The 17,781-nt window shown below is 64.2% G+C and carries 15 protein-coding genes; 5 read left to right on the top strand and 10 right to left on the bottom strand.

Going from position 1 to position 17,781, the window contains the following annotated elements:
* From arsH to HMPREF9696_RS11905, 5 genes are read right to left on the bottom strand one after another with little or no spacing between them, the layout of a single operon-like run.
* Window positions 1-711: an arsenical resistance protein ArsH gene (gene arsH / locus HMPREF9696_RS11925; protein ID WP_002713267.1), complete on the bottom strand. Its 711-nt coding sequence runs from the start codon at window positions 709-711 to the stop codon at window positions 1-3.
* Window positions 701-1,120 carry an arsenate reductase (glutaredoxin) gene (gene arsC / locus HMPREF9696_RS11920; protein WP_002713266.1) on the bottom strand — a complete coding sequence of 140 codons (420 nt, stop codon included), beginning with the start codon at window positions 1,118-1,120 and terminating at the stop codon, window positions 701-703. The genes arsH and arsC overlap by 11 nt, the downstream gene beginning before the upstream one ends.
* Entirely contained in the window at window positions 1,117-1,812 is a 696-nt protein-coding gene (locus HMPREF9696_RS11915) for an aquaporin (RefSeq protein WP_002713265.1), read from the bottom strand. The genes arsC and HMPREF9696_RS11915 overlap by 4 nt, the downstream gene beginning before the upstream one ends.
* Entirely contained in the window at window positions 1,812-2,339 is a 528-nt protein-coding gene (locus tag HMPREF9696_RS11910) for an arsenate reductase ArsC (RefSeq protein ID WP_002713264.1), read from the bottom strand. Before HMPREF9696_RS11910 ends, HMPREF9696_RS11915 begins: the two co-directional genes overlap by 1 nt.
* Window positions 2,332-2,697 carry an ArsR/SmtB family transcription factor gene (locus tag HMPREF9696_RS11905; protein WP_002713263.1) on the bottom strand — a complete coding sequence of 122 codons (366 nt, stop codon included), beginning with the start codon at window positions 2,695-2,697 and terminating at the stop codon, window positions 2,332-2,334. The genes HMPREF9696_RS11910 and HMPREF9696_RS11905 overlap by 8 nt, the downstream gene beginning before the upstream one ends.
* Window positions 2,698-2,884: 187 nt before the next feature.
* Here HMPREF9696_RS11905 and HMPREF9696_RS11900 point away from each other — a divergent pair, with 187 nt between their 5' ends.
* From HMPREF9696_RS11900 to HMPREF9696_RS11890, 3 genes are all read left to right on the top strand, one after another.
* Window positions 2,885-4,522, top strand: coding sequence for an SGNH/GDSL hydrolase family protein (locus HMPREF9696_RS11900; protein WP_002713262.1), 1,638 nt, complete (start codon window positions 2,885-2,887; stop codon window positions 4,520-4,522).
* A gap of 81 nt (window positions 4,523-4,603) precedes the next feature.
* Entirely contained in the window at window positions 4,604-6,652 is a 2,049-nt protein-coding gene (locus tag HMPREF9696_RS11895; protein ID WP_040301397.1) for a class I SAM-dependent methyltransferase, read from the top strand.
* A gap of 164 nt (window positions 6,653-6,816) precedes the next feature.
* Window positions 6,817-7,203, top strand: coding sequence for a DUF1236 domain-containing protein (locus tag HMPREF9696_RS11890; protein ID WP_002713260.1), 387 nt, complete (start codon window positions 6,817-6,819; stop codon window positions 7,201-7,203).
* 89 nt (window positions 7,204-7,292) lie between these two features.
* On the opposite strand, the gene HMPREF9696_RS11885 is transcribed toward HMPREF9696_RS11890, so the two are convergent.
* The 3 genes from HMPREF9696_RS11885 to gltB form a co-directional block, all read right to left on the bottom strand.
* Window positions 7,293-7,616, bottom strand: coding sequence for a YnfA family protein (locus HMPREF9696_RS11885; RefSeq protein WP_002713259.1), 324 nt, complete (start codon window positions 7,614-7,616; stop codon window positions 7,293-7,295).
* A 6-nt stretch (window positions 7,617-7,622) separates the two neighbouring features.
* The gene (locus HMPREF9696_RS11880; RefSeq protein WP_002713258.1) at window positions 7,623-9,080 is read right to left on the bottom strand and encodes a glutamate synthase subunit beta; all 1,458 of its coding nucleotides are present in this window, start codon (window positions 9,078-9,080) and stop codon (window positions 7,623-7,625) included.
* A gap of 123 nt (window positions 9,081-9,203) precedes the next feature.
* Window positions 9,204-13,922: a glutamate synthase large subunit gene (gene gltB / locus HMPREF9696_RS11875; protein WP_002713257.1), complete on the bottom strand. Its 4,719-nt coding sequence runs from the start codon at window positions 13,920-13,922 to the stop codon at window positions 9,204-9,206.
* A 621-nt stretch (window positions 13,923-14,543) separates the two neighbouring features.
* On the opposite strand from gltB, the gene HMPREF9696_RS11870 reads away from it, so the two are divergent.
* A complete protein-coding gene (locus HMPREF9696_RS11870) occupies window positions 14,544-15,407 on the top strand; it encodes a hypothetical protein (protein ID WP_002713256.1) in 864 nt (287 codons plus the stop codon).
* 97 nt (window positions 15,408-15,504) lie between these two features.
* On the opposite strand, the gene HMPREF9696_RS11865 is transcribed toward HMPREF9696_RS11870, so the two are convergent.
* The gene (locus HMPREF9696_RS11865; protein ID WP_002713255.1) at window positions 15,505-15,969 is read right to left on the bottom strand and encodes an Hsp20 family protein; all 465 of its coding nucleotides are present in this window, start codon (window positions 15,967-15,969) and stop codon (window positions 15,505-15,507) included.
* Between the two features lie 421 nt (window positions 15,970-16,390).
* On the opposite strand from HMPREF9696_RS11865, the gene HMPREF9696_RS11860 reads away from it, so the two are divergent.
* Window positions 16,391-17,338, top strand: a complete 948-nt coding sequence (locus HMPREF9696_RS11860; protein ID WP_002713254.1) for an alpha/beta fold hydrolase — start codon at window positions 16,391-16,393, stop codon at window positions 17,336-17,338.
* Here HMPREF9696_RS11860 and HMPREF9696_RS11855 read toward each other — a convergent pair.
* Window positions 17,331-17,780, bottom strand: a complete 450-nt coding sequence (locus HMPREF9696_RS11855; RefSeq protein ID WP_002713253.1) for a GNAT family N-acetyltransferase — start codon at window positions 17,778-17,780, stop codon at window positions 17,331-17,333. The genes HMPREF9696_RS11860 and HMPREF9696_RS11855 overlap by 8 nt on opposite strands.
* Window position 17,781 lies beyond the last annotated feature (1 nt).

Here is a 17,781-nt window from a genome sequence, read left to right as displayed (position 1 = left end):
TCAGATGGAATGCAGGTTGACGCGCGCGGAAAGTCTGGCGGCATTTTCCTTCCGCTCGCTGTAACGATCCGTCAGATAGGCCGATGTATCGCGGGTCAGCAGCGTGAACTTGACCAGTTCTTCCATCACGTCCACCACGCGGTCGTAGTAGGCGGACGGCTTCATCCGCCCGGCGTCGTCGAACTGTTCATAGGCTTTCGCAACCGACGACTGGTTCGGAATCGTGATCATGCGCATCCAGCGTCCGAGCACGCGCATCTGGTTGATCGCATTGAAGGACTGAGATCCGCCGCTGACCTGCATGACAGCCAGCGTCTTGCCCTGCGTGGGGCGCACCGCGCCCAGCGATAGCGGAATCCAGTCGATCTGGGTTTTCATGATGCCGGTCATGGCGCCGTGACGCTCGGGACTCGACCACACCTGCCCCTCGGACCAGGCCGACAGCTCGCGCAGCTCCTGCACCTTGGGATGCGATGCCGGAGCATCGTCAGCCAGCGGCAGGCCGGACGGATTGAAGATGCGGGTTTCCGCGCCCAGCGCCTGCAGAAGGCGCGCGGCCTCCATCGTCAGAAAGCGGCTGAACGAGCGCTCGCGCAGGGAGCCATACAGCAGAAGAATGCGCGGGCGATGGGACGACGCATGAAGGCGCAGCAGGGACGTGTCCGGCAGCGCAAATGCGTTGTTGTCGATATTCGGAAGATCAACCGGCATTTGGCGAGGTCTTCACTCTCACGATCTCGCCGTCTTCCTTGGCGAAGGACGCGACGGGATTGTCCAGCAGATCGAGCACGGCTTCGGACGGGCGGCACAGGCGCGTGCCCTTCGGCGTCTCGACAATCGGCCGGTTGATCAGGATCGGGTGCGCCAGCATTGCGTCGACAATCTGCTCGCCGGTCAATGCCGGATCGCCGAGGCCAAGCTCCGCATAGGGCGTGCCCTTTTCGCGCAGCAGGTCGCGCGGCGTGATGTTCATCGCCGCGATCAGTTCAACGAGCCGCGCGCGGCTCGGGGGCGTTTTCAGATATTCGATCACGGTCGGTTCTTCGCCGCTGGCGCGGATCATCGCCAGTGTGTTGCGCGAGGTGCCGCAGTCCGGGTTGTGATAGATCGTGACGCTCATGCTTCGGCCTCGATGGATGTGGTTTGGCTTGTCGTTTCGCGGAACAGCCAGTTCGCAAACATGAGCGCCGCGACCGCGCCAAGCAGTTCCGCGGTGATGAAGCCTGGAAGATCCTGCGGCCGGATGCCGGAGAAGGTGTTGCTGAAGGAGCGCGCGATGGCGACGGCGGGATTGGCGAAGGACGTCGACGCGGTGAACCAGTACGCCGCCGTGATGTAAAGGCCGACCAGCGCCGGGATGGCCGTGGGCCTGACGCGCAGGCCTGCGAGAATCGTCGTCACCAGCCCGAAGGCCGCGACCGCTTCGGCGAACCATTGCGCGCCGCCGGTTCGCACCTTCATCGACAGATCGACGACCGGCAGTGCGAACATCGTGTGCGCGATCATGGTGCCGGCGATGCCGCCGATAATCTGCGCCGCCACATACAGCAGCGCTTCGCGGCCAGACAATTCGCGCCTGAGCGCGAATACCAGCGTCACCGCCGGATTGAAATGCGCGCCCGACACCGGCCCAAGCAGCGTGATCAGGACGATCAGCATCGCGCCGGTCGGGATGGTGTTGCCGAGCAGCGCGAGCGCGGTGTCGCCGGTCAGCCGTTCGGCCATGATGCCGGAGCCGACAACGGTGGCGACCAGAAAGGCTGTGCCGATGGCTTCCGCCGCGAGACGGCGCTGCAAATCGAAAACGGGCATCAACTTGCTTTGTCCTGGCCAGTGGTCGATCCCTCGGTGCGGCCGATGTCGCGCAACTTCGTCCCGAGAGACAGTTTGTCGATGCTGCCGAGCGGGAGGCTGGTAAAGATCGCGATGCGATTTTTCATGTAGCGGAGCGCGGCGACGAAGGCCGCTTCCTTTTCGAGGTCGGTGCCCTGAACCTCCGCGGGATCTTCGATCCCCCAATGCGCCGTCATCGGCTGTCCCGGCCAAACCGGACAGGATTCACCCGCGGCATTGTCACAAACAGTGAAAACGAAATCTATCACCGGCGCATCGGCAGCCGCAAATTCTTCCCAGCTTTTCGATCGCAAGCCATCGACAGGAAAGTCGGCGCCCTTGAGAACCTTGATTGCGAAGGGGTTCACAGAGCCTTTCGGCTGGCTGCCGGCGGAGAATGCGCGAAAACGTCCGCGCCCTTCCTTGTGCAGAACGGATTCAGCCAGGATGGAGCGCGCACTGTTGCCAGTGCAGAGAAACAGGACATTGTAGATGCGATCAGACATTTGCAGGCTTCCTCTTTTTCACCGGCGGGCAGCAGGGCGTCAGGCTTTCGATCAGCGGCGCGCAGATTTCCGGCTTGCCGCCGCAGCAATCGGTCAGCATGAACAGCACGACGTCCTGGAAATGCGCGAGGCTGGCGCGATAGACGATCGACCTGCCGGTTCGTTTGGCTTGGACAAGGTTCGCGCGGGTCAGGATCGCCAGATGCGACGACATGGTGTTCTGCGGCACCGCCAGCGTCCGGGCGATGTCGCCCGCGGCGAGGCCATCGGGTTCGTGCCGCACCAGCAGCTTGAACACGTCGAGCCGGGTCGGCTGGGCGAGGGCCGCGAGGGCGAGGATGGCGCTATCTGATTCCATATATCCAGATTAATGGATATAACGAACCGTGTCCATCGCAGAAACATCTGAAACACCGGTATTCCGTCGCTCGCGCGCCCTTGACGCCGGGCCGGCGGGGCCTGTTATGTCTCGCCGGTCCGCCCCGTTCGGGCCTGAATCTGCTATTATTTTGACGCTACGCTTTTCCGCCCGAGCTGTGAGACGCATGCCGAAACGGACCTCCTTTTTTCGCATCCTGACCGGAAAAGGCCCGCTGGCGGTCTTCGCCGTCGCGGGCGCCATGCTGTTCGGAATCGTCGCGCCTGCCTCGGCGCAGTTTTTCGATTTCGGTTTCGGCCGTCCGCAGCGCCCGGCGCCGCAGCGTGGCGGCGGTTTCTTCTCGCCGTTCGGCGATGCCTTCGGCCCCGACCGTCAGCAGCCTGCGCCGCGTGTCGATTATTCCCGCGCGCCCGCCGCTGCCAAGCGCGACACCCCCGCCGACCGCAACGTGCTGGTGCTCGGCGACGCCATGGCGGACTGGCTGGCCTATGGTCTGGAAGATGCGCTGTCGGAAACGCCGGACCTCGGCGTGATCCGCAAGCACAAGACCGTCTCGGGCCTGATCAAGTATCAGCCCAAGGGCGATCCGGCGGACTGGGCGGCGGCAGCGAAAGGCATTCTCGCGACAGAGAAGCCGGACGTGATCGTGGTGATGCTCGGCCTGCACGACCGCATTCCGATCCGCGAGCCGGTGGTTGAAAAGAAGCCCGATGCCAAACCGGGTGACAAGGCCGACAAGAAAAACGCGAAGAAGGATTCGCGCGGCAAGCCGAACGAACAGGATGCAATGGCCAAGCCCGGCGACAAACCCGCTGAAACCGGCGCCGACAGCAAGACCGCAGATAGCAAGGCGTCCGATGCGGACGCTGCTGCTGACGACGATGACGATCAGCCGCAAATCATGTCGCCGGAGAAAGGCCGCTCTGCCGGCGGCGTGCACGATTTCCGCGACGAACGCTGGGTCGAACTCTACGCCAAGAAAATCGAGGAGATGATCGCCGTCCTGAAATCCAAGGGCGTGCCGGTGCTCTGGGTCGGACTGCCCGCGGTGCGCGGGCCGAAGGCGACATCCGACATGCTGTTCCTCGACGCGCTCTATCGCGACGGCGCGGGCAAGGCCGGGATCACCTATGTCGACGTCTGGGACGGTTTCGTCGATGACGCCGGACGTTTCACCACACAAGGCCCGGACTTCGAGGGCCAGATTCGCCGCCTGCGCTCGGGCGATGGCGTGTTCTTCACCAAGGCCGGCGCGCGCAAGCTGGCGCATTATACCGAGCGGGAAATCCGCCGCGTGCTCGCAGCCCATACCGATGGTCCGCTGGCGGTGCCGAGCGAAACCTTTGCACCGGATGCCAACATCCGCCCCGGTGAAGCCGGGCCGCGTCCGCTGATGGGGCCGGTGATGCCGCTGGTGGCCTCGCAGGTCGGCACCGATGAACTGCTCGGCGGTGTCGGCACGCGCCCGGCATCCGTCGATGCGCTGGCCGCGCGCACGCTGGTGAAAGGTGAACCGCTCGCGCCGCCCGCCGGCCGCGCCGATGATTTTGCCTGGCCGCGCCGCGAGGTCGGCGTGCTCAGTGCGCCGCCGAGCGATCCGGTGGTGGCCAGCGCACCGGCGGATAGCGCAACCCCGCCGAAGCCGAAGCCGAAAAAGCAGCAGGTCGTGGTGCAGGGCCTGTTCAATCCGAACGCGCCGCCGCAGCAGCGCCAGCGGGGCGGCCCGCGTGACGGATTCGCGCGGCCATCGGGGAATGTCAGCCCGTCGCCTTTCTCGGGGTTCTTCGGGTTCGGACGCTGGTAATCGCCGCCGTCCTGCATCTGGATCGCATCAAACCGATGACGTAGTGTCCCGCGCCGCTGAAACATCCATCAGGTCGAGATCGTGAACAGAAAACAACGCCGGGCTGAAGGAAAATCCGGCAAGGACGCTGCGCGGTCATCCGGCTTTCTCGAAGAAACACTGTTCCGGCAGGCCATTGCTCATCATCAGGCCGGGCGGATGCGCGAGGCGGAGGCGAATTACCGCGAGGTGCTCGCCGCCAATCCGCGCCACACCGGCGCGCTGGGCTATCTCGGTTTGCTCGCCCATCAGGCCGGTCACAGCGAGGCCGCGATTGATCTCTTGCGCAAGGCCATCGCATCGGACCGGCGCAATCCCGAGCCGCATTATAATCTGGCGCGCATTCTCTCGGATGTCGGACGGGACGATGAGGCCATCGTGCATAACCGGAAGGTGCTGGAGATCGATCCTTCGTTTCCGGGCGCGCACAACAATCTCGCGGCGCTGCTGCTGTTGCGTGGCCGCGCGTCCGACGCGCTCGCCGCCGCGATGCAGGGATTGGGCAACGACGACGCGCCGGGGCTGAAATCGACCTTTGTGATGGCGTTGCGCCAGCTCGATCCGGCGTCGGTCAAACCCGATTCGAATCTCGTTTCCCTTCTGGTGCGTGCGTTGCGCGAGCCATGGTGCCGCCCGCGCGATCTGTCGGCCATCGCGGGTGCGATCCTGCTGCGCACGCCGGCGATGGCCCGGGCCGTGGACGCCGCGCGCGATGGAACGGCGCATCTGACGGAAATGTTCAGCACGGCCGATCTGACGGCGCTGGACCGTGACGGATTGCTGAATGCGCTGCTGACCTCGGCGCCGGTGACGACGCTCGCCATCGAACGTGTTCTGACCGCGATCCGCCGCGCCGCACTGAACGATATCGCTACCGGCGCGCTTGAGGATGACACTGCGTGGCTGGCGCTGGTGAGCGCGCTCGGCCAGCAGGGTTTCCTCAATGAATATGTCTTCGATCTGTCCGGCGACGAAAGCGCGCAGGTTGAAACGCTTCGCGCCGATGTCGCGGACGCCATCGCGCAAAATGCAGCCGTTGCGCCTCTCCGCCTCGCGGTGCTCGCAAGCTACCTTCCGCTGCATTCCGTTCCCGGCGCGGAGAAACTCGCCAAACAGGTCTGGCCCGATGCCATGGCGGCGCTGATCCGGCAGCACATCGTCGACTGGCAGGGCGAGCGGGACATTCAGCGCACGATCGAGAAGTTGACCGCGATCGAGGACGAGGTCTCGGAAAAAGTCCGCGCGCAGTATGAGGAAAATCCCTATCCGCGATGGAGCAGGGTGTTTGCGGACACGCAGGCGCTGCCGATTGATGCCTATATCGCCATGCGGTTTCCCGGTGTGCCATACAAGCCGCTCGGCAACCGCACCATGGAGGTGCTGATCGCGGGATGCGGCACCGGACAGCATGCGATCCAGCGCGCGCAGCAATTCCAGGCGGCGAATGTGCTGGCCATCGACCTCAGTCTTGCAAGTCTCGGCTATGCCATCCGCAAGACCCGCGAGCTTGGGCTGACCAACCTGCGCTACGCCCAGGGCGACATTCTCGCGCTCGGGAGCGACAGGACATTCGACATCATCGATTCCAGCGGCGTGCTGCATCACCTGAAAGAACCGCTGACCGGATGGCGCAGGCTGGCAGGCCTGCTGCGCCCCGGCGGGCTGATGCATATCGGGCTTTACAGCGCGGCGGCGCGGCGCGACATCAATGCGGCGCGCGATCTTCTCGGCAGAGAGGGCAGGGACTATTCGGTGGCTGAAGTGCGCCGCCTGCGCGCCGAGGCGTCAGGCCGCGCGCCCGGCGATGAACTGCATAATCTTACGAACTTCAGCGATTTCTTCAGCACCAGCGAATGCCGCGACCTGCTGTTTCATGTGCAAGAGCACCAGTTCTCGATTCCGCAGATCGCGGAATTTCTGCACGAGAGCGGATTCACCTTCCTCGGCTTCGAGACCCCGACGCGCACCAGCTACCTGCAGCGGTTTCCGGAGGATCGCGCGGCGACCAATCTGGCCAACTGGGCGACCTTCGAGGCCGAAAATCCCGCGACCTTCGCAGCGATGTACCAGTTCTGGATTCAGAAGGATTAATCAGCGCGGCTGACTGTCATTCCGTTGGCTCGTAATGACGCGCGGTCACGACATTTCCTGCAGTGGCAGGTTCCGCATAAATTTTCACGGGTTCCCGAGCACTATTCTCAGGAACACTTCGCGCCTCCTGCAGTTGGTCACCCTCTTGTTGAATGGAGGATGACATGAAGATTCGGAACGCCATGGCCGTTGCGGTGATTGCACTGACGCCGGGCATTGCCTTTGCACAGAGCGCAACGGTGGAAGGCGCACGCGAGGGCGCTGCGACCGGTCATGCCATCGGCGGCCCCGTCGGAGGCGCGGTTGGCGGCACGGTCGGCGCGGCGGTCGGCACTGCCATCGACATTCCCGCGGCGGTGATTTCGTCGGTCACCGGCCTTCCCGGACCGTCGGTCGTGGTGAAGGAGCGCGTGGTGGTCGGCGAACCGCTGCCGGAGTATGTCGAGTTGCGCCCGGTGCCGCGCCATACCGAGTACCGCTATGCGGTGGTCAACGATCGCCGCGTGATCGTGGAGCCGCGGACCCGCCGCGTGGTCCGCGTGATCGAGTAGTGCTCGCATCATCGCGTAACAGTGTCTGAGCAGCAGCACTGGATGATGCGAACGGAAAAGCCCCGTCACGGACGGGGCTTTTTCTGTGATCAGACCGAGCGCGGCCCGAACAGGATCACGGCGGCGCCAATCAAACATAGCGCGGCACCTGCTAAGTCCCATCGGTCGGGCCGCACGCCTTCCATCAGCCACAGCCATGCCAGCGACGCGATAATATAAACGCCGCCATAGGCGGCATAGGCGCGCCCGGCGGCATCGCTCGGCACCAGCGTCAGGAAGTAGGCGAACAGCATCAGCGACACGACGCCCGGGGCAAGCCACCAGATGGATTTGCCGAGCCGCAGCCACGCCCAGAAAGCAAAACAGCCCCCGATTTCGGCGAGGGCTGCTGCGATGTAGATGGCAAAGGTCATCTGCAACTAACGGGGCAGCGTGGTCGCGCCCATCAGATGCTGGTCGATGGCGGCAGCGCACTGGCGGCCTTCGCGGATCGCCCACACGACCAGGGATTGCCCGCGGCGCATGTCGCCAGAGGAGAACACCTTGGCCAGCGAGGTCTGGTAGTTGCTGGTCGAGGCGCGCACATTGCCGCGCGGGTCGAGTTCGACGCCGAGCTTCTTGAGCATGCCTTCATGCACCGGATGGACGAAGCCCATCGCCAGCAGCACCAGGTCGGCCTTCAGCTCGAATTCGCTGCCCGGGATCGGCTGCATCTTCTCGTCGACGCGGACGCAATGCAGCGTGGTGACCTTGCCGTCGCGGCCGGAGAATTTCTGGGTCAGCACCGCGTATTCGCGGTCCGCGCCCTCGGCCTGGCTCGAGGAGGTGCGCATCTTCAGCGGCCAGTTCGGCCAGGTCAGCGCCTTGTTCTCGCGCTCCGGCGGGGCGGGCATGATTTCAAGCTGGGTGACCGACTTCGCGCCCTGACGGATCGAGGTGCCGATGCAGTCGGAGCCGGTGTCGCCGCCGCCGATCACCACCACATCCTTGCCGCCGGCAAGAATCTCGCGGACATCGCCGAGCGGCTCGTTGCCGACGCGGCGGTTCTGCTGCGGCAGGAATTCCATGGCGAAGTGGATGCCGTCGAGGTCGCGGCCCGGAATCGGCAGGTCGCGCGAGGCTTCCGCGCCGCCGGTCAGCGCCACGGCGTCATAGGCCTTGAGAAGGTCCTGCGGATCGACCGCGCCGGCGTAAGCGCCGCCGACCGGCGTGTTGTAGTGGAAGGTCACGCCTTCGGCTTCCATCTGCGCCACGCGGCGGTCGATGATGTCCTTCTCCATCTTGAAGTCCGGAATGCCGTAGCGAAGCAGGCCGCCGGCCTTGGCGAACTTCTCGAACACATGGACGTCGTGACCGGCGCGTGCGAGCTGCTGCGCGCAGGCGAGACCTGCCGGGCCGGAGCCGACCACGGCGACCTTCTTGCCGGTCTGGGTCGGGGCGATTTCAGGCTTGAGCCAGCCGCTGTCCCAAGCGCGATCCACGATGGCGCATTCGATGGTCTTGATGGTGACCGGGTTGTCGTCGATGTTCAGGGTGCAGGACGCCTCGCACGGCGCGGGGCAGATGCGGCCGGTGAATTCGGGGAAGTTGTTGGTCGAGTGCAGGGTGCGCGAGGCTTCCTGCCAGTCGCCCTTGTAGACAAGGTCGTTCCAGTCCGGGATCTGGTTGTTGACCGGGCAGCCGGGCGTGCCGGGCTGAACCGAGCCGGTGCCGTGGCAATAAGGAATGCCGCAGTTCATGCAGCGCGCGGCCTGGTCGCGGAGATCCTTCTCGTTCAGCGGAATGACGAATTCCTTGAAATTCTTCACCCGCTCGGCGACCGGCTCATACTTGCGGTCGTGCCGCTCGATCTCAAGAAAACCTGTAGGCTTACCCATTTTAGACCCGACGCCCCTTCAAAGTTTCGGTGTCATTGCGAGGAGCGTAGCGACGAAGCAATCCATCTTTTGGCTCTTAGAGTGGATTGCTTCGCTGCGCTCGCAATGACGTAAAGTTAGTTCTTACGCCCCGATCGCGATTTTCGGTTCTTCCGGCTCGCGCGATTTCATTTCTTTCAGCGCGCGGCGGTATTCGACCGGCATCACCTTGCGGAACTTCGGCAGATAGTCCTTCCAGTTCGCAAGGATGTGCTGCGCGCGGGCCGAGCCGGTGAGCTTGGCGTGGCGCGTGATCAGCACATGCAGGCGCTCCACGTCCTCGCCGAGCAGATTGGCAAACACGTCGACGCGGCCATGGGCTTCCAGATCGCCGCTCATGTGATAGGCGCGCTCATTGACCATCTCCTCGGAGAGGATCGGTTCGAGTTCGACCATCGCCATGTTGCAGCGCTTTTCAAACGTGCCGTCCTCATCGAGAACATAGGCGACCCCGCCGGACATGCCCGCCGCGAAGTTGCGGCCGGTCTTGCCGAGCACAACGACGATACCGCCGGTCATGTATTCGCAGCAGTGATCGCCCGCGCCCTCGACGACCGCGACGGCGCCCGAGTTGCGCACGGCAAATCGCTCGCCCGCGACGCCGCGGAAGTAGCACTCGCCTTCGATGGCGCCGTACATCACGGTGTTGCCGACGATGATCGATTCTTCCGGCACGATGCCCGAATTATGCGGCGGCTTGACGATGATGCGTCCGCCGGACAGGCCCTTGCCGACATAGTCGTTGCCTTCGCCTTCGAGATCGAAGGTGACGCCGCGCGCCAGCCAGGCGCCGAACGCCTGACCCGCCGTGCCCTTGAGGCTGACATGGATGGTGTCGAGCGGCAGGCCGGTATGGCCGTAGGTCTTGGCCACAACGCCGGACAGCATCGCGCCGGCGCTGCGGTCGGTGTTGTGGATTTCCGCCTCGATCTTCACCGGCGCGCCGCGGTCGATCGCCGCCTGCGCTTCCTTGATCAGGGTACGGTCGAGCACGTTCTCAAGATGATGGTCCTGCGCTTCGGCGTGATAGATCTTCTGGCCGGGCAAAGCAGGCTGCTTGAAGAACAGCTTGGAGAAGTCGAGGCCCTTGGCCTTCCAGTGCGCCACCAGCTTGGACTGGTCGAGCATCTGGCTCTGGCCGACCATTTCCTGGAAGGTGCGGAAGCCCATGGACGCCATGATCTCGCGCACTTCCTCGGCGACGAAGAAGAAGTAGTTGATGACGTGCTCGGGCTGGCCGGTGAAGCGCTTGCGCAGCACCGGGTCCTGCGTCGCGACGCCGACCGGGCAGGTGTTGAGATGGCACTTGCGCATCATGATGCAGCCCGCCGCGATCAGCGGCGCGGTGGCAAAGCCCATTTCGTCGGCGCCGAGCAGCGCGCCGATCACGACGTCGCGGCCGGTGCGGAAACCGCCGTCGACCTGAACGACGATCCGCGAGCGAAGACGTTCCCGCACCAGGGTCTGGTGGGTTTCGGCGATGCCGAGCTCCCACGGCGAACCCGCATGCTTGATCGAGGTCAGCGGCGAAGCGCCGGTGCCGCCTTCGAAGCCGGAGATGGTCACGTGATCCGCGCGCGCCTTGGCGACGCCGGCGGCAACCGTGCCGACGCCGATTTCCGAGACCAGCTTCACCGAGACCTGACCGTCCGGATTGACGTTCTTGAGGTCGTAGATGAGCTGCGCGAGGTCTTCGATGGAATAGATGTCGTGATGCGGCGGCGGCGAGATCAGGCCGACGCCCGGCGTCGAGTGGCGGACGCGGGCGATGGTCGCGTCGACCTTGTGGCCGGGCAATTGTCCGCCTTCGCCGGGCTTCGCGCCCTGCGCCATCTTGATCTGCATCATGTCGGAGTTGACGAGATATTCCGTCGTCACGCCGAAACGGCCCGAGGCCACCTGCTTGATGGCCGAGCGCATCGAGTCGCCGTTCGCCATCGGCTTGAAGCGGTCGGCTTCCTCGCCGCCTTCGCCGGTGTTCGACTTGCCGCCGATCCGGTTCATCGCAATCGCGAGCGTGGTGTGGGCCTCGCGCGAGATCGAGCCGAACGACATCGCGCCGGTGGCGAAGCGCTTGACGATCTCCTTGGCCGGCTCGACTTCATCGAGCGGTACAGGCTTGCGCTTGTCGTCCTCGGCGGACTTGATCTTGAACAGGCCGCGCAGGGTCAGCAGCTTTTCGGACTGCTCGTTCAGCACCTTGGCGAAGGCGCGGTAGCGGTCCTGCGAGTTGCCGCGCACCGCATGCTGCAGCAGCGATACGGTCTCGGCGTTCCACGCATGGTCCTCGCCGCGGGTGCGGAAGGCGTATTCGCCGCCGACATCCAGCGCGGTCTTGTAGATCTGATCGTCGCCGAACGCCTCGTTGTGACGGCGCGTGGTTTCCTCGGCGATCTCGGCAAGGCCCACGCCCTCGATGCGGGTGTGGGTGCCGGCGAAATACTTCGCGACGAAATCCGCCTTCAGGCCGACGGCGTCGAAAATCTGCGCGCCGCAATAGGACTGATAGGTCGAGATGCCCATCTTCGACATCACCTTGAGCAGGCCCTTGCCGATCGACTTGATGTAGCGCTTGACGATTTCCTTGTCGTCGAGCTTCGCGGGCAACTGGTCCTTCATCGCGATGATGGACTCGAACGCCAGATACGGGTTGATCGCTTCGGCGCCGTAGCCCGCGAGACAGGCGAAGTGATGCACTTCGCGCGGTTCGCCGGATTCGATCACGAGGCCGACCGAGGTGCGAAGCCCCGTGCGGATCAGGTGATGATGCACGGCGGCGGTCGCCAGCAGCGACGGAATCGGAATGCGGTCCGAGCCGGCAGCGCGGTCCGACAGGATGATGATGTTGACGCCTTCACGCACCGCGGCTTCCGCGCGGCCGCACAGTTCTTCCAGCACCTGCTCCATGCCCGAAGCGCCGAGGCCGGCATGGAAGGTGGTGTCGAGCGTGCGCGAGTTGAAGTGATTGTCGGCGACATCCGAGATCGAACGGATCTTTTCAAGGTCCGCGTCGGTCAGGATCGGCTGACGCACTTCGAGGCGCTTGGTCTTGGACAGGCCTTCGATGTCGAACAGGTTCGGGCGCGGGCCGATGATGGAGACGAGGCTCATCACCAGTTCTTCGCGGATCGGGTCGATCGGCGGGTTGGTCACCTGCGCGAAGTTCTGCTTGAAGTAGGTGAACAGCGACTTCGGCTTGTTCGACAGCGCCGACAGCGGCGTGTCGGTGCCCATGGAGCCGGCGGCTTCCTCGCCGGTGGACGCCATCGGCGTCATCAGCACGTTGAGGTCTTCCTGGCTGTAGCCGAACGCCTGCTGGCGATCGAGCAGCGACAGGTTCGAGCGCGCAGCCTTGGCCGGCGCGTCCGCCATTTCCTCAAGCACGATCTGGGTGTTGTCGAGCCACTGGCGATAGGGATGACTCTTGGCCAGCTCGGCCTTGATCTCGTCGTCCGGAATGAGACGGCCTTCCTGCAGGTCGACCAGCAGCATCTTGCCCGGCTGCAGCCGCCACTTGGTGACGATCTGGTCTTCCGGAATCGTCAGCACGCCCATTTCCGACGCCATGACAATGCGATCGTCCCTGGTGACGAGATAGCGCGCGGGGCGAAGACCGTTGCGGTCCAGCGTCGCTCCGATCTGGCGGCCGTCGGTGAAGGCAATCGCCGCCGGGCCGTCCCACGGCTCCATCAGTGCGGCGTGATATTCGTAGAACGAGCGGCGCTCTTCGCTCATCAGCGGATTGCCGGCCCAGGCTTCGGGCACAAGCATCATCATCGCGTGCGACAGCGAGTAGCCGCCCTGCACAAGGAATTCGAGCGCGTTGTCGAAGCAGGCGGTGTCCGACTGGCCTTCATAGGAAATCGGCCACAGCTTCTCGATGTCCTCGCCGAACTTCTCGGAGGAGACCGAAGCCTGACGCGCGGCCATCCAGTTGACGTTGCCGCGCAGCGTGTTGATTTCGCCGTTATGCGCGACCATGCGATAGGGATGCGCCAGCGACCATGCCGGGAAGGTGTTGGTGGAGAAGCGCTGATGCACCAGCGCGAGCGCGGATTCGAAATCCGGTTCGTGCAGGTCGGGATAATACTTGCCGAGCTGGTCGGCGAGGAACATGCCCTTGTAGACGATGGTGCGGCACGAGATCGACACCGGATAATAACCGGCGAGCGCGCGTTCGCGGCGCTGGTAGATCGCGTTCGAGATCGCCTTGCGCAGGATGTAGAGACGGCGCTCGAAGTCGTCCTCGTCGGCGCAGTCGCCGCAGCCGATGAACACCTGCATGCAATGCGGTTCGGTCGGCTTCACGGTTTCGCCGAGCGAGGAGTTGTCGGTCGGAACCTCGCGCCAGCCGAGCAGCAGCAGGCCTTCCGACTTGATCTTGTCGGTGATGATGCTCTGGATCACATCCCGCCACGGCTTCTCGCGCGGCATGAACATCGAGCCGACGGCGTACTTGCCGGGAGCGGGCAGGCTGAAGCCTTCTTCCTTCGCCTTGCGGGCGAAGAAGGCGTGCGGAATCTGAACCAGGATGCCCGCGCCGTCGCCAGCGCGCGGATCGGCGCCGACAGCGCCCCGATGCTCGAGGTTGCAGAGAATGCTGATTGCGTCGGCAACGATCTGATGCGACTTCTTGCCCTTGATGTTGGCAATGAAGCCGACGCCACAGGAATCCTTTTCCAGCGACGGATCGTAGAGACCGGCGGCTTCCGGACGCCAGTTATGTTCGCGCGGTTTCAAGGCCGGATCCGCCGCCAGCGCATCCACCTCGATTTGTTGTCGCTCGAACTCTGACCCGCTCATTCTCATCCTCACGCCTCACTTTAGAGGCAGTCTATTTTGACCCGTTTTGGCCGCAGCTCCGGCGTTCGCGGCACCCTTCGGAAATTTCCGGTTGAGGAAACCTCGGGGCCACCGCTCGCGTTGTCACGAGCCTTGCTTTCGAAAGTGCAGTTCGCGCGCGCCGTTTCCGGCTGCCGAGCGGCCTGCGAATACTACCGGCGCTGCAAACGCCGTGCCGGGAATTGGCCCGGAAATTGGGACAGCGATCCTGTCCTAACCTCCAGATTGCCAAACTTTTTCCTATCATACAAGCGCGCGGGAGTCCCCCGCCAGTGTGCGGGTTTGCACGCCTGCCGCGCCTTCGGTGCGGGCGTCTGTCCGGCGAACGAACGCAGCAAACAGCGCTGAAATCAGTGCTTTTGCGAAGCGAGCGGTCCCGGAACCCGCTGCTGCCCGCAAGCGGTGCCAGCCGTTCCGGAGGCCGGGACACTGCAATGCACCGGGCTGTGGCCGCGATGCCTCACGAATACGGCAATCCCGCCGCCATCCGGTCCTAGCTCCGCCGAATTCCCGATTGACGCTTGCGACCGGACCTCAGGCGGCCGCAGAGCCGCTCAGGGACAACAGGGGAGATAAGGCGTGATGATGCTGTTTTCCAGGATGATCCGGCCCGCGATCGTGGCTGCCGGGGCGATTTTTGCGACCGGCACCATCGCCGCGTCTCCGGTTCGGGCCGCGGACGATCTGCCGGTGGTGGACGATATCCGGATCGAGATGCCGCGCGTGCGTGTGCTCGAGGATGACGATCCATTGCCGCCTCCGGCCTATTATCCGCCGCGCAGCGAGCGCTATTACGACGAACGGCCCTATGCGCCGGGGCCTTACGGCGCTGGTCCCTCCGCCGTGATCCCGTCATCCCGTTACGCCCGGTCCGGCCCCGCCGCGCGTCCGATGCTGCCGCCGGAGCAGGTCGCGTCTGTGCTGCGCGCGAGCGGATTTTCGCCGCTCGGCCGGGTCACCCAGCGCGGCTGGATTTATACGGTCGCGGCGATGGACCGGAGAGGGGAAGACGGGCGGCTGATTATCGACGCCCGCACCGGACAGATCATCCGTTTCATTCCCGCGCTGGCCGTCGATGAGCGGACCATGGCGGTCTATGGCCCGCCGGGTCCGCCGCCGGTGGCTTATGCCGGCTATGAAAACCGGCGCGGATCGCTGCTCGACCTGCATCACAAGCCGCGTCCGCCGGCCCCGGTGCCGAAAGTGTCGGCTCGCTCTGCCCCGAAAGCCGCCAGCCGCAATGCACAGTCCTCGCAGCCAAAGGCAACGGCAGCGTCACCCGTGCCCGCGCAGCAGGCGGATGCGCCCGCTTCACCTGCAGCAGCAAAGCCCGTGGTTGCCGAAAGCAAGTCTGCGACCACCGTCGGGGTTGCCGGCGCGGCCGCGCCATCGACGCTGAAACTATGGCCGACGCAGGCGATGCCCGACGTGCAGACGCTGGAGTAGTACCGGGGGCAGCCATTGCACGGTCACGGCGGACGATAAAAAAACGCCCCGGGGCACCGGGGCGTTTCGAGTCGGGGAGGTTCGATAAGCCTGAGAGTTAGGCCGCGGCCTGCTCGGCGGCGACCTTCTGCGCAGGGGCCGAGGTGGTGATCGGAATCTGGCGCGGCTTGGCGGCTTCGGGAATCTCGCGGACGAGATCGACATGAAGCAGGCCGTTCTCCAGCGAGGCGTTCTTCACCTGCACGAAATCGGCAAGCTGGAACTGGCGCTCGAAGGCGCGCGACGCGATGCCGCGATAGAGCACCTCGGAGGTCTGGCCGTTTTCGTTGGCGGCTTTTTCGCCCTTGATCGTCAGGGTGTTTTCCTTGGCGACGATCGAGATTTCATTCGGCGAGAAGCCGGAGACTGCGACGGAAATCCGGAAGTTGTTTTCGCCGGTGCGCTCGATGTTGTAGGGCGGGTAGCCCGGCGCGCTTTCGCTGGCGCTCTGGTCGAGCAGCGAGAAAAGACGGTCAAAGCCGACGGTGGAACGATAGAAGGGGGTGAGATCGAAGCTACGCATGTTAGTCCTCCAAAGTGAGCGACCGGCGCGTTCTCAGGCGGGACGGACAGCCAGCGGGCAGCGCTCGCGCCGCCTCCAAGGACCGTCTCGCATGCACAACGCGCCACTCTTTTGCAAAGAGCAGACAACCCGCCATTGGGCCGGGTTTTCGTTCTGCGTGCAGCCTTAACTGGCCTGCACGAAACTGATATGGGAGGGGTGTTATTCCTTTCAAGGGCTCCATATGCCCGCTGAATACCCGAATTTTCGTCATGGCCGGGCATAGCCGTTCGCAAGAACGGCGTTCTAAAGAACACCTATGTCCCGGCCATCCACGTCTTGGCTTTGGAGTTTGGTCCTCCAAGAAAGCCGTGGATACCCGGCAGAAGGCCGGGCATGACGGAGCCGATAGATTTACGTTGTCCTTAGACTCACGGTCCTCATGACGCTCGTTTCCATCCCCGCCAATCCCGTTCCCGACCATGTGGTCAGCGGGACCATCAAGACGCCCGACGGCGCCGAACTGCGCTTTGCGCGCTGGCAGCCGCCTGCCAATCGCAAAGGGACGGTCTGCGTCTTCACCGGGCGCGGCGAGAGCATCGAAAAATATTTCGAGACGGTGCGCGAATTGCGCGAGCGCGGCTTCGCGGTCGCGATGATCGACTGGCGCGGGCAAGGACATTCCTCGCGGCAGTTGCGCGATCCGCGCAAGGGCTACGTCCACAGGTTTTCCGACTTCGAGGTCGATGTCGAAACCTTCGTGCAGCAGGTGATGATGCCGGACTGTCCGCCGCCCTATTACGCGCTTGCCCATTCGATGGGCGGCGCGGTGATGCTGCGGGTGGCACATGCCGGCAAGCGCTGGTTCGACCGCATGGTGCTGTCCGCGCCGATGATCGACCTGCCGGGCTATGCGACCAAATTGCCGACGCGCATTCTGGTGCGCACGCTGCGCTGGCTCGGCATGGGCGGCCGCTACGTGCCCGGCGGCACCGGAGATCTGACCGGCACCACGAGCTTCGTCAACAATCCGCTGACGTCGGACCCGGTGCGCTACGCGCGCAATGCTGCGATCTATGAGGAAGACCCGACACTCGGCATCGCGTCGCCGACGATTGCCTGGGCCGACAGCGCGTTCCGCGCGATCGTGGAATTTCGCGAGGCGAGCTATCCCTCGCAGATCAGGTTGCCGATCCTGATGATGGCCGCCAGCAGCGATACCATCGTCTCGACCGCGGCGATCGAGGAATTCGCCTATCACCTGCGCGCCGGTTCGCATCTGGTGATCGCCGGCTCCAAGCATGAAATCCTGCAGGAGCAGGATCGTTACCGCCAGCAGTTCTGGGCGGCATTCGACGCCTTCATTCCCGGCACGCCGCTGTTCAAGTAGGCGAAAGCCGCTTGGTCATGTAGACGCGCTTGAGACCCTTCTCTTCGGCGCGGTGGGTCTCGACAAAGCCGAGATGCGCATAGCGCGCGCGGTTCTCGGTCATCAGTTCCTGCGTATAAAGGCGGATGCTGTCATGGCCGGCGGCGCGGGCCTGCTGTTCGGCGAAGGCGATCAGGCGCGATCCGAGTTTGCGGCCCTGCGCTGCCGGGTGAACCGCGACATTGTCCAGCAACATCGCCCGCTCTTCCGGGATCAGCACAACGAGGCCGGCAATCTCGCCGTTTTCCTCAAGAACATGCACCAGCTTCCGCGCGACGAGATCGCCGTAATCATCCAGCATCGGACCGGGCGTGGTGCCGATGCTGGTCTGATAGCCGACATAGGCGGCATGGACGATGGCCGCGACGGTGGCCGTATCTTCAGGGCGTGCGAGACGGATCATG

Origin of the sequence: Afipia clevelandensis ATCC 49720, from assembly GCF_000336555.1 — a bacterium.
Lineage (GTDB): Bacteria > Pseudomonadota > Alphaproteobacteria > Rhizobiales > Xanthobacteraceae > Afipia > Afipia clevelandensis.
Note: the sequence above shows the minus strand (reverse complement) of the source record. Positions and strands in the feature narration are given on the sequence as shown.

Excerpts from the sequence above, each read along its gene's own strand:
- arsH (WP_002713267.1), bottom strand. The coding sequence starts at position 711 with ATGCCGGTTGATCTTCCGAATATCGACAACAACGCATTTGCGCTGCCG.
- arsC (WP_002713266.1), bottom strand. The coding sequence starts at position 1,120 with ATGAGCGTCACGATCTATCACAACCCGGACTGCGGCACCTCGCGCAAC.
- HMPREF9696_RS11915 (WP_002713265.1), bottom strand. The coding sequence starts at position 1,812 with ATGCCCGTTTTCGATTTGCAGCGCCGTCTCGCGGCGGAAGCCATCGGC.
- HMPREF9696_RS11910 (WP_002713264.1), bottom strand. The coding sequence starts at position 2,339 with ATGTCTGATCGCATCTACAATGTCCTGTTTCTCTGCACTGGCAACAGT.
- HMPREF9696_RS11905 (WP_002713263.1), bottom strand. The coding sequence starts at position 2,697 with ATGGAATCAGATAGCGCCATCCTCGCCCTCGCGGCCCTCGCCCAGCCG.
- HMPREF9696_RS11900 (WP_002713262.1), top strand. The coding sequence starts at position 2,885 with ATGCCGAAACGGACCTCCTTTTTTCGCATCCTGACCGGAAAAGGCCCG.
- HMPREF9696_RS11890 (WP_002713260.1), top strand. The coding sequence starts at position 6,817 with ATGAAGATTCGGAACGCCATGGCCGTTGCGGTGATTGCACTGACGCCG.
- HMPREF9696_RS11885 (WP_002713259.1), bottom strand. The coding sequence starts at position 7,616 with ATGACCTTTGCCATCTACATCGCAGCAGCCCTCGCCGAAATCGGGGGC.
- HMPREF9696_RS11880 (WP_002713258.1), bottom strand. The coding sequence starts at position 9,080 with ATGGGTAAGCCTACAGGTTTTCTTGAGATCGAGCGGCACGACCGCAAG.
- gltB (WP_002713257.1), bottom strand. The coding sequence starts at position 13,922 with ATGAGCGGGTCAGAGTTCGAGCGACAACAAATCGAGGTGGATGCGCTG.
- HMPREF9696_RS11870 (WP_002713256.1), top strand. The coding sequence starts at position 14,544 with ATGATGCTGTTTTCCAGGATGATCCGGCCCGCGATCGTGGCTGCCGGG.
- HMPREF9696_RS11865 (WP_002713255.1), bottom strand. The coding sequence starts at position 15,969 with ATGCGTAGCTTCGATCTCACCCCCTTCTATCGTTCCACCGTCGGCTTT.
- HMPREF9696_RS11860 (WP_002713254.1), top strand. The coding sequence starts at position 16,391 with ATGACGCTCGTTTCCATCCCCGCCAATCCCGTTCCCGACCATGTGGTC.
- HMPREF9696_RS11855 (WP_002713253.1), bottom strand. The coding sequence starts at position 17,780 with ATGATCCGTCTCGCACGCCCTGAAGATACGGCCACCGTCGCGGCCATC.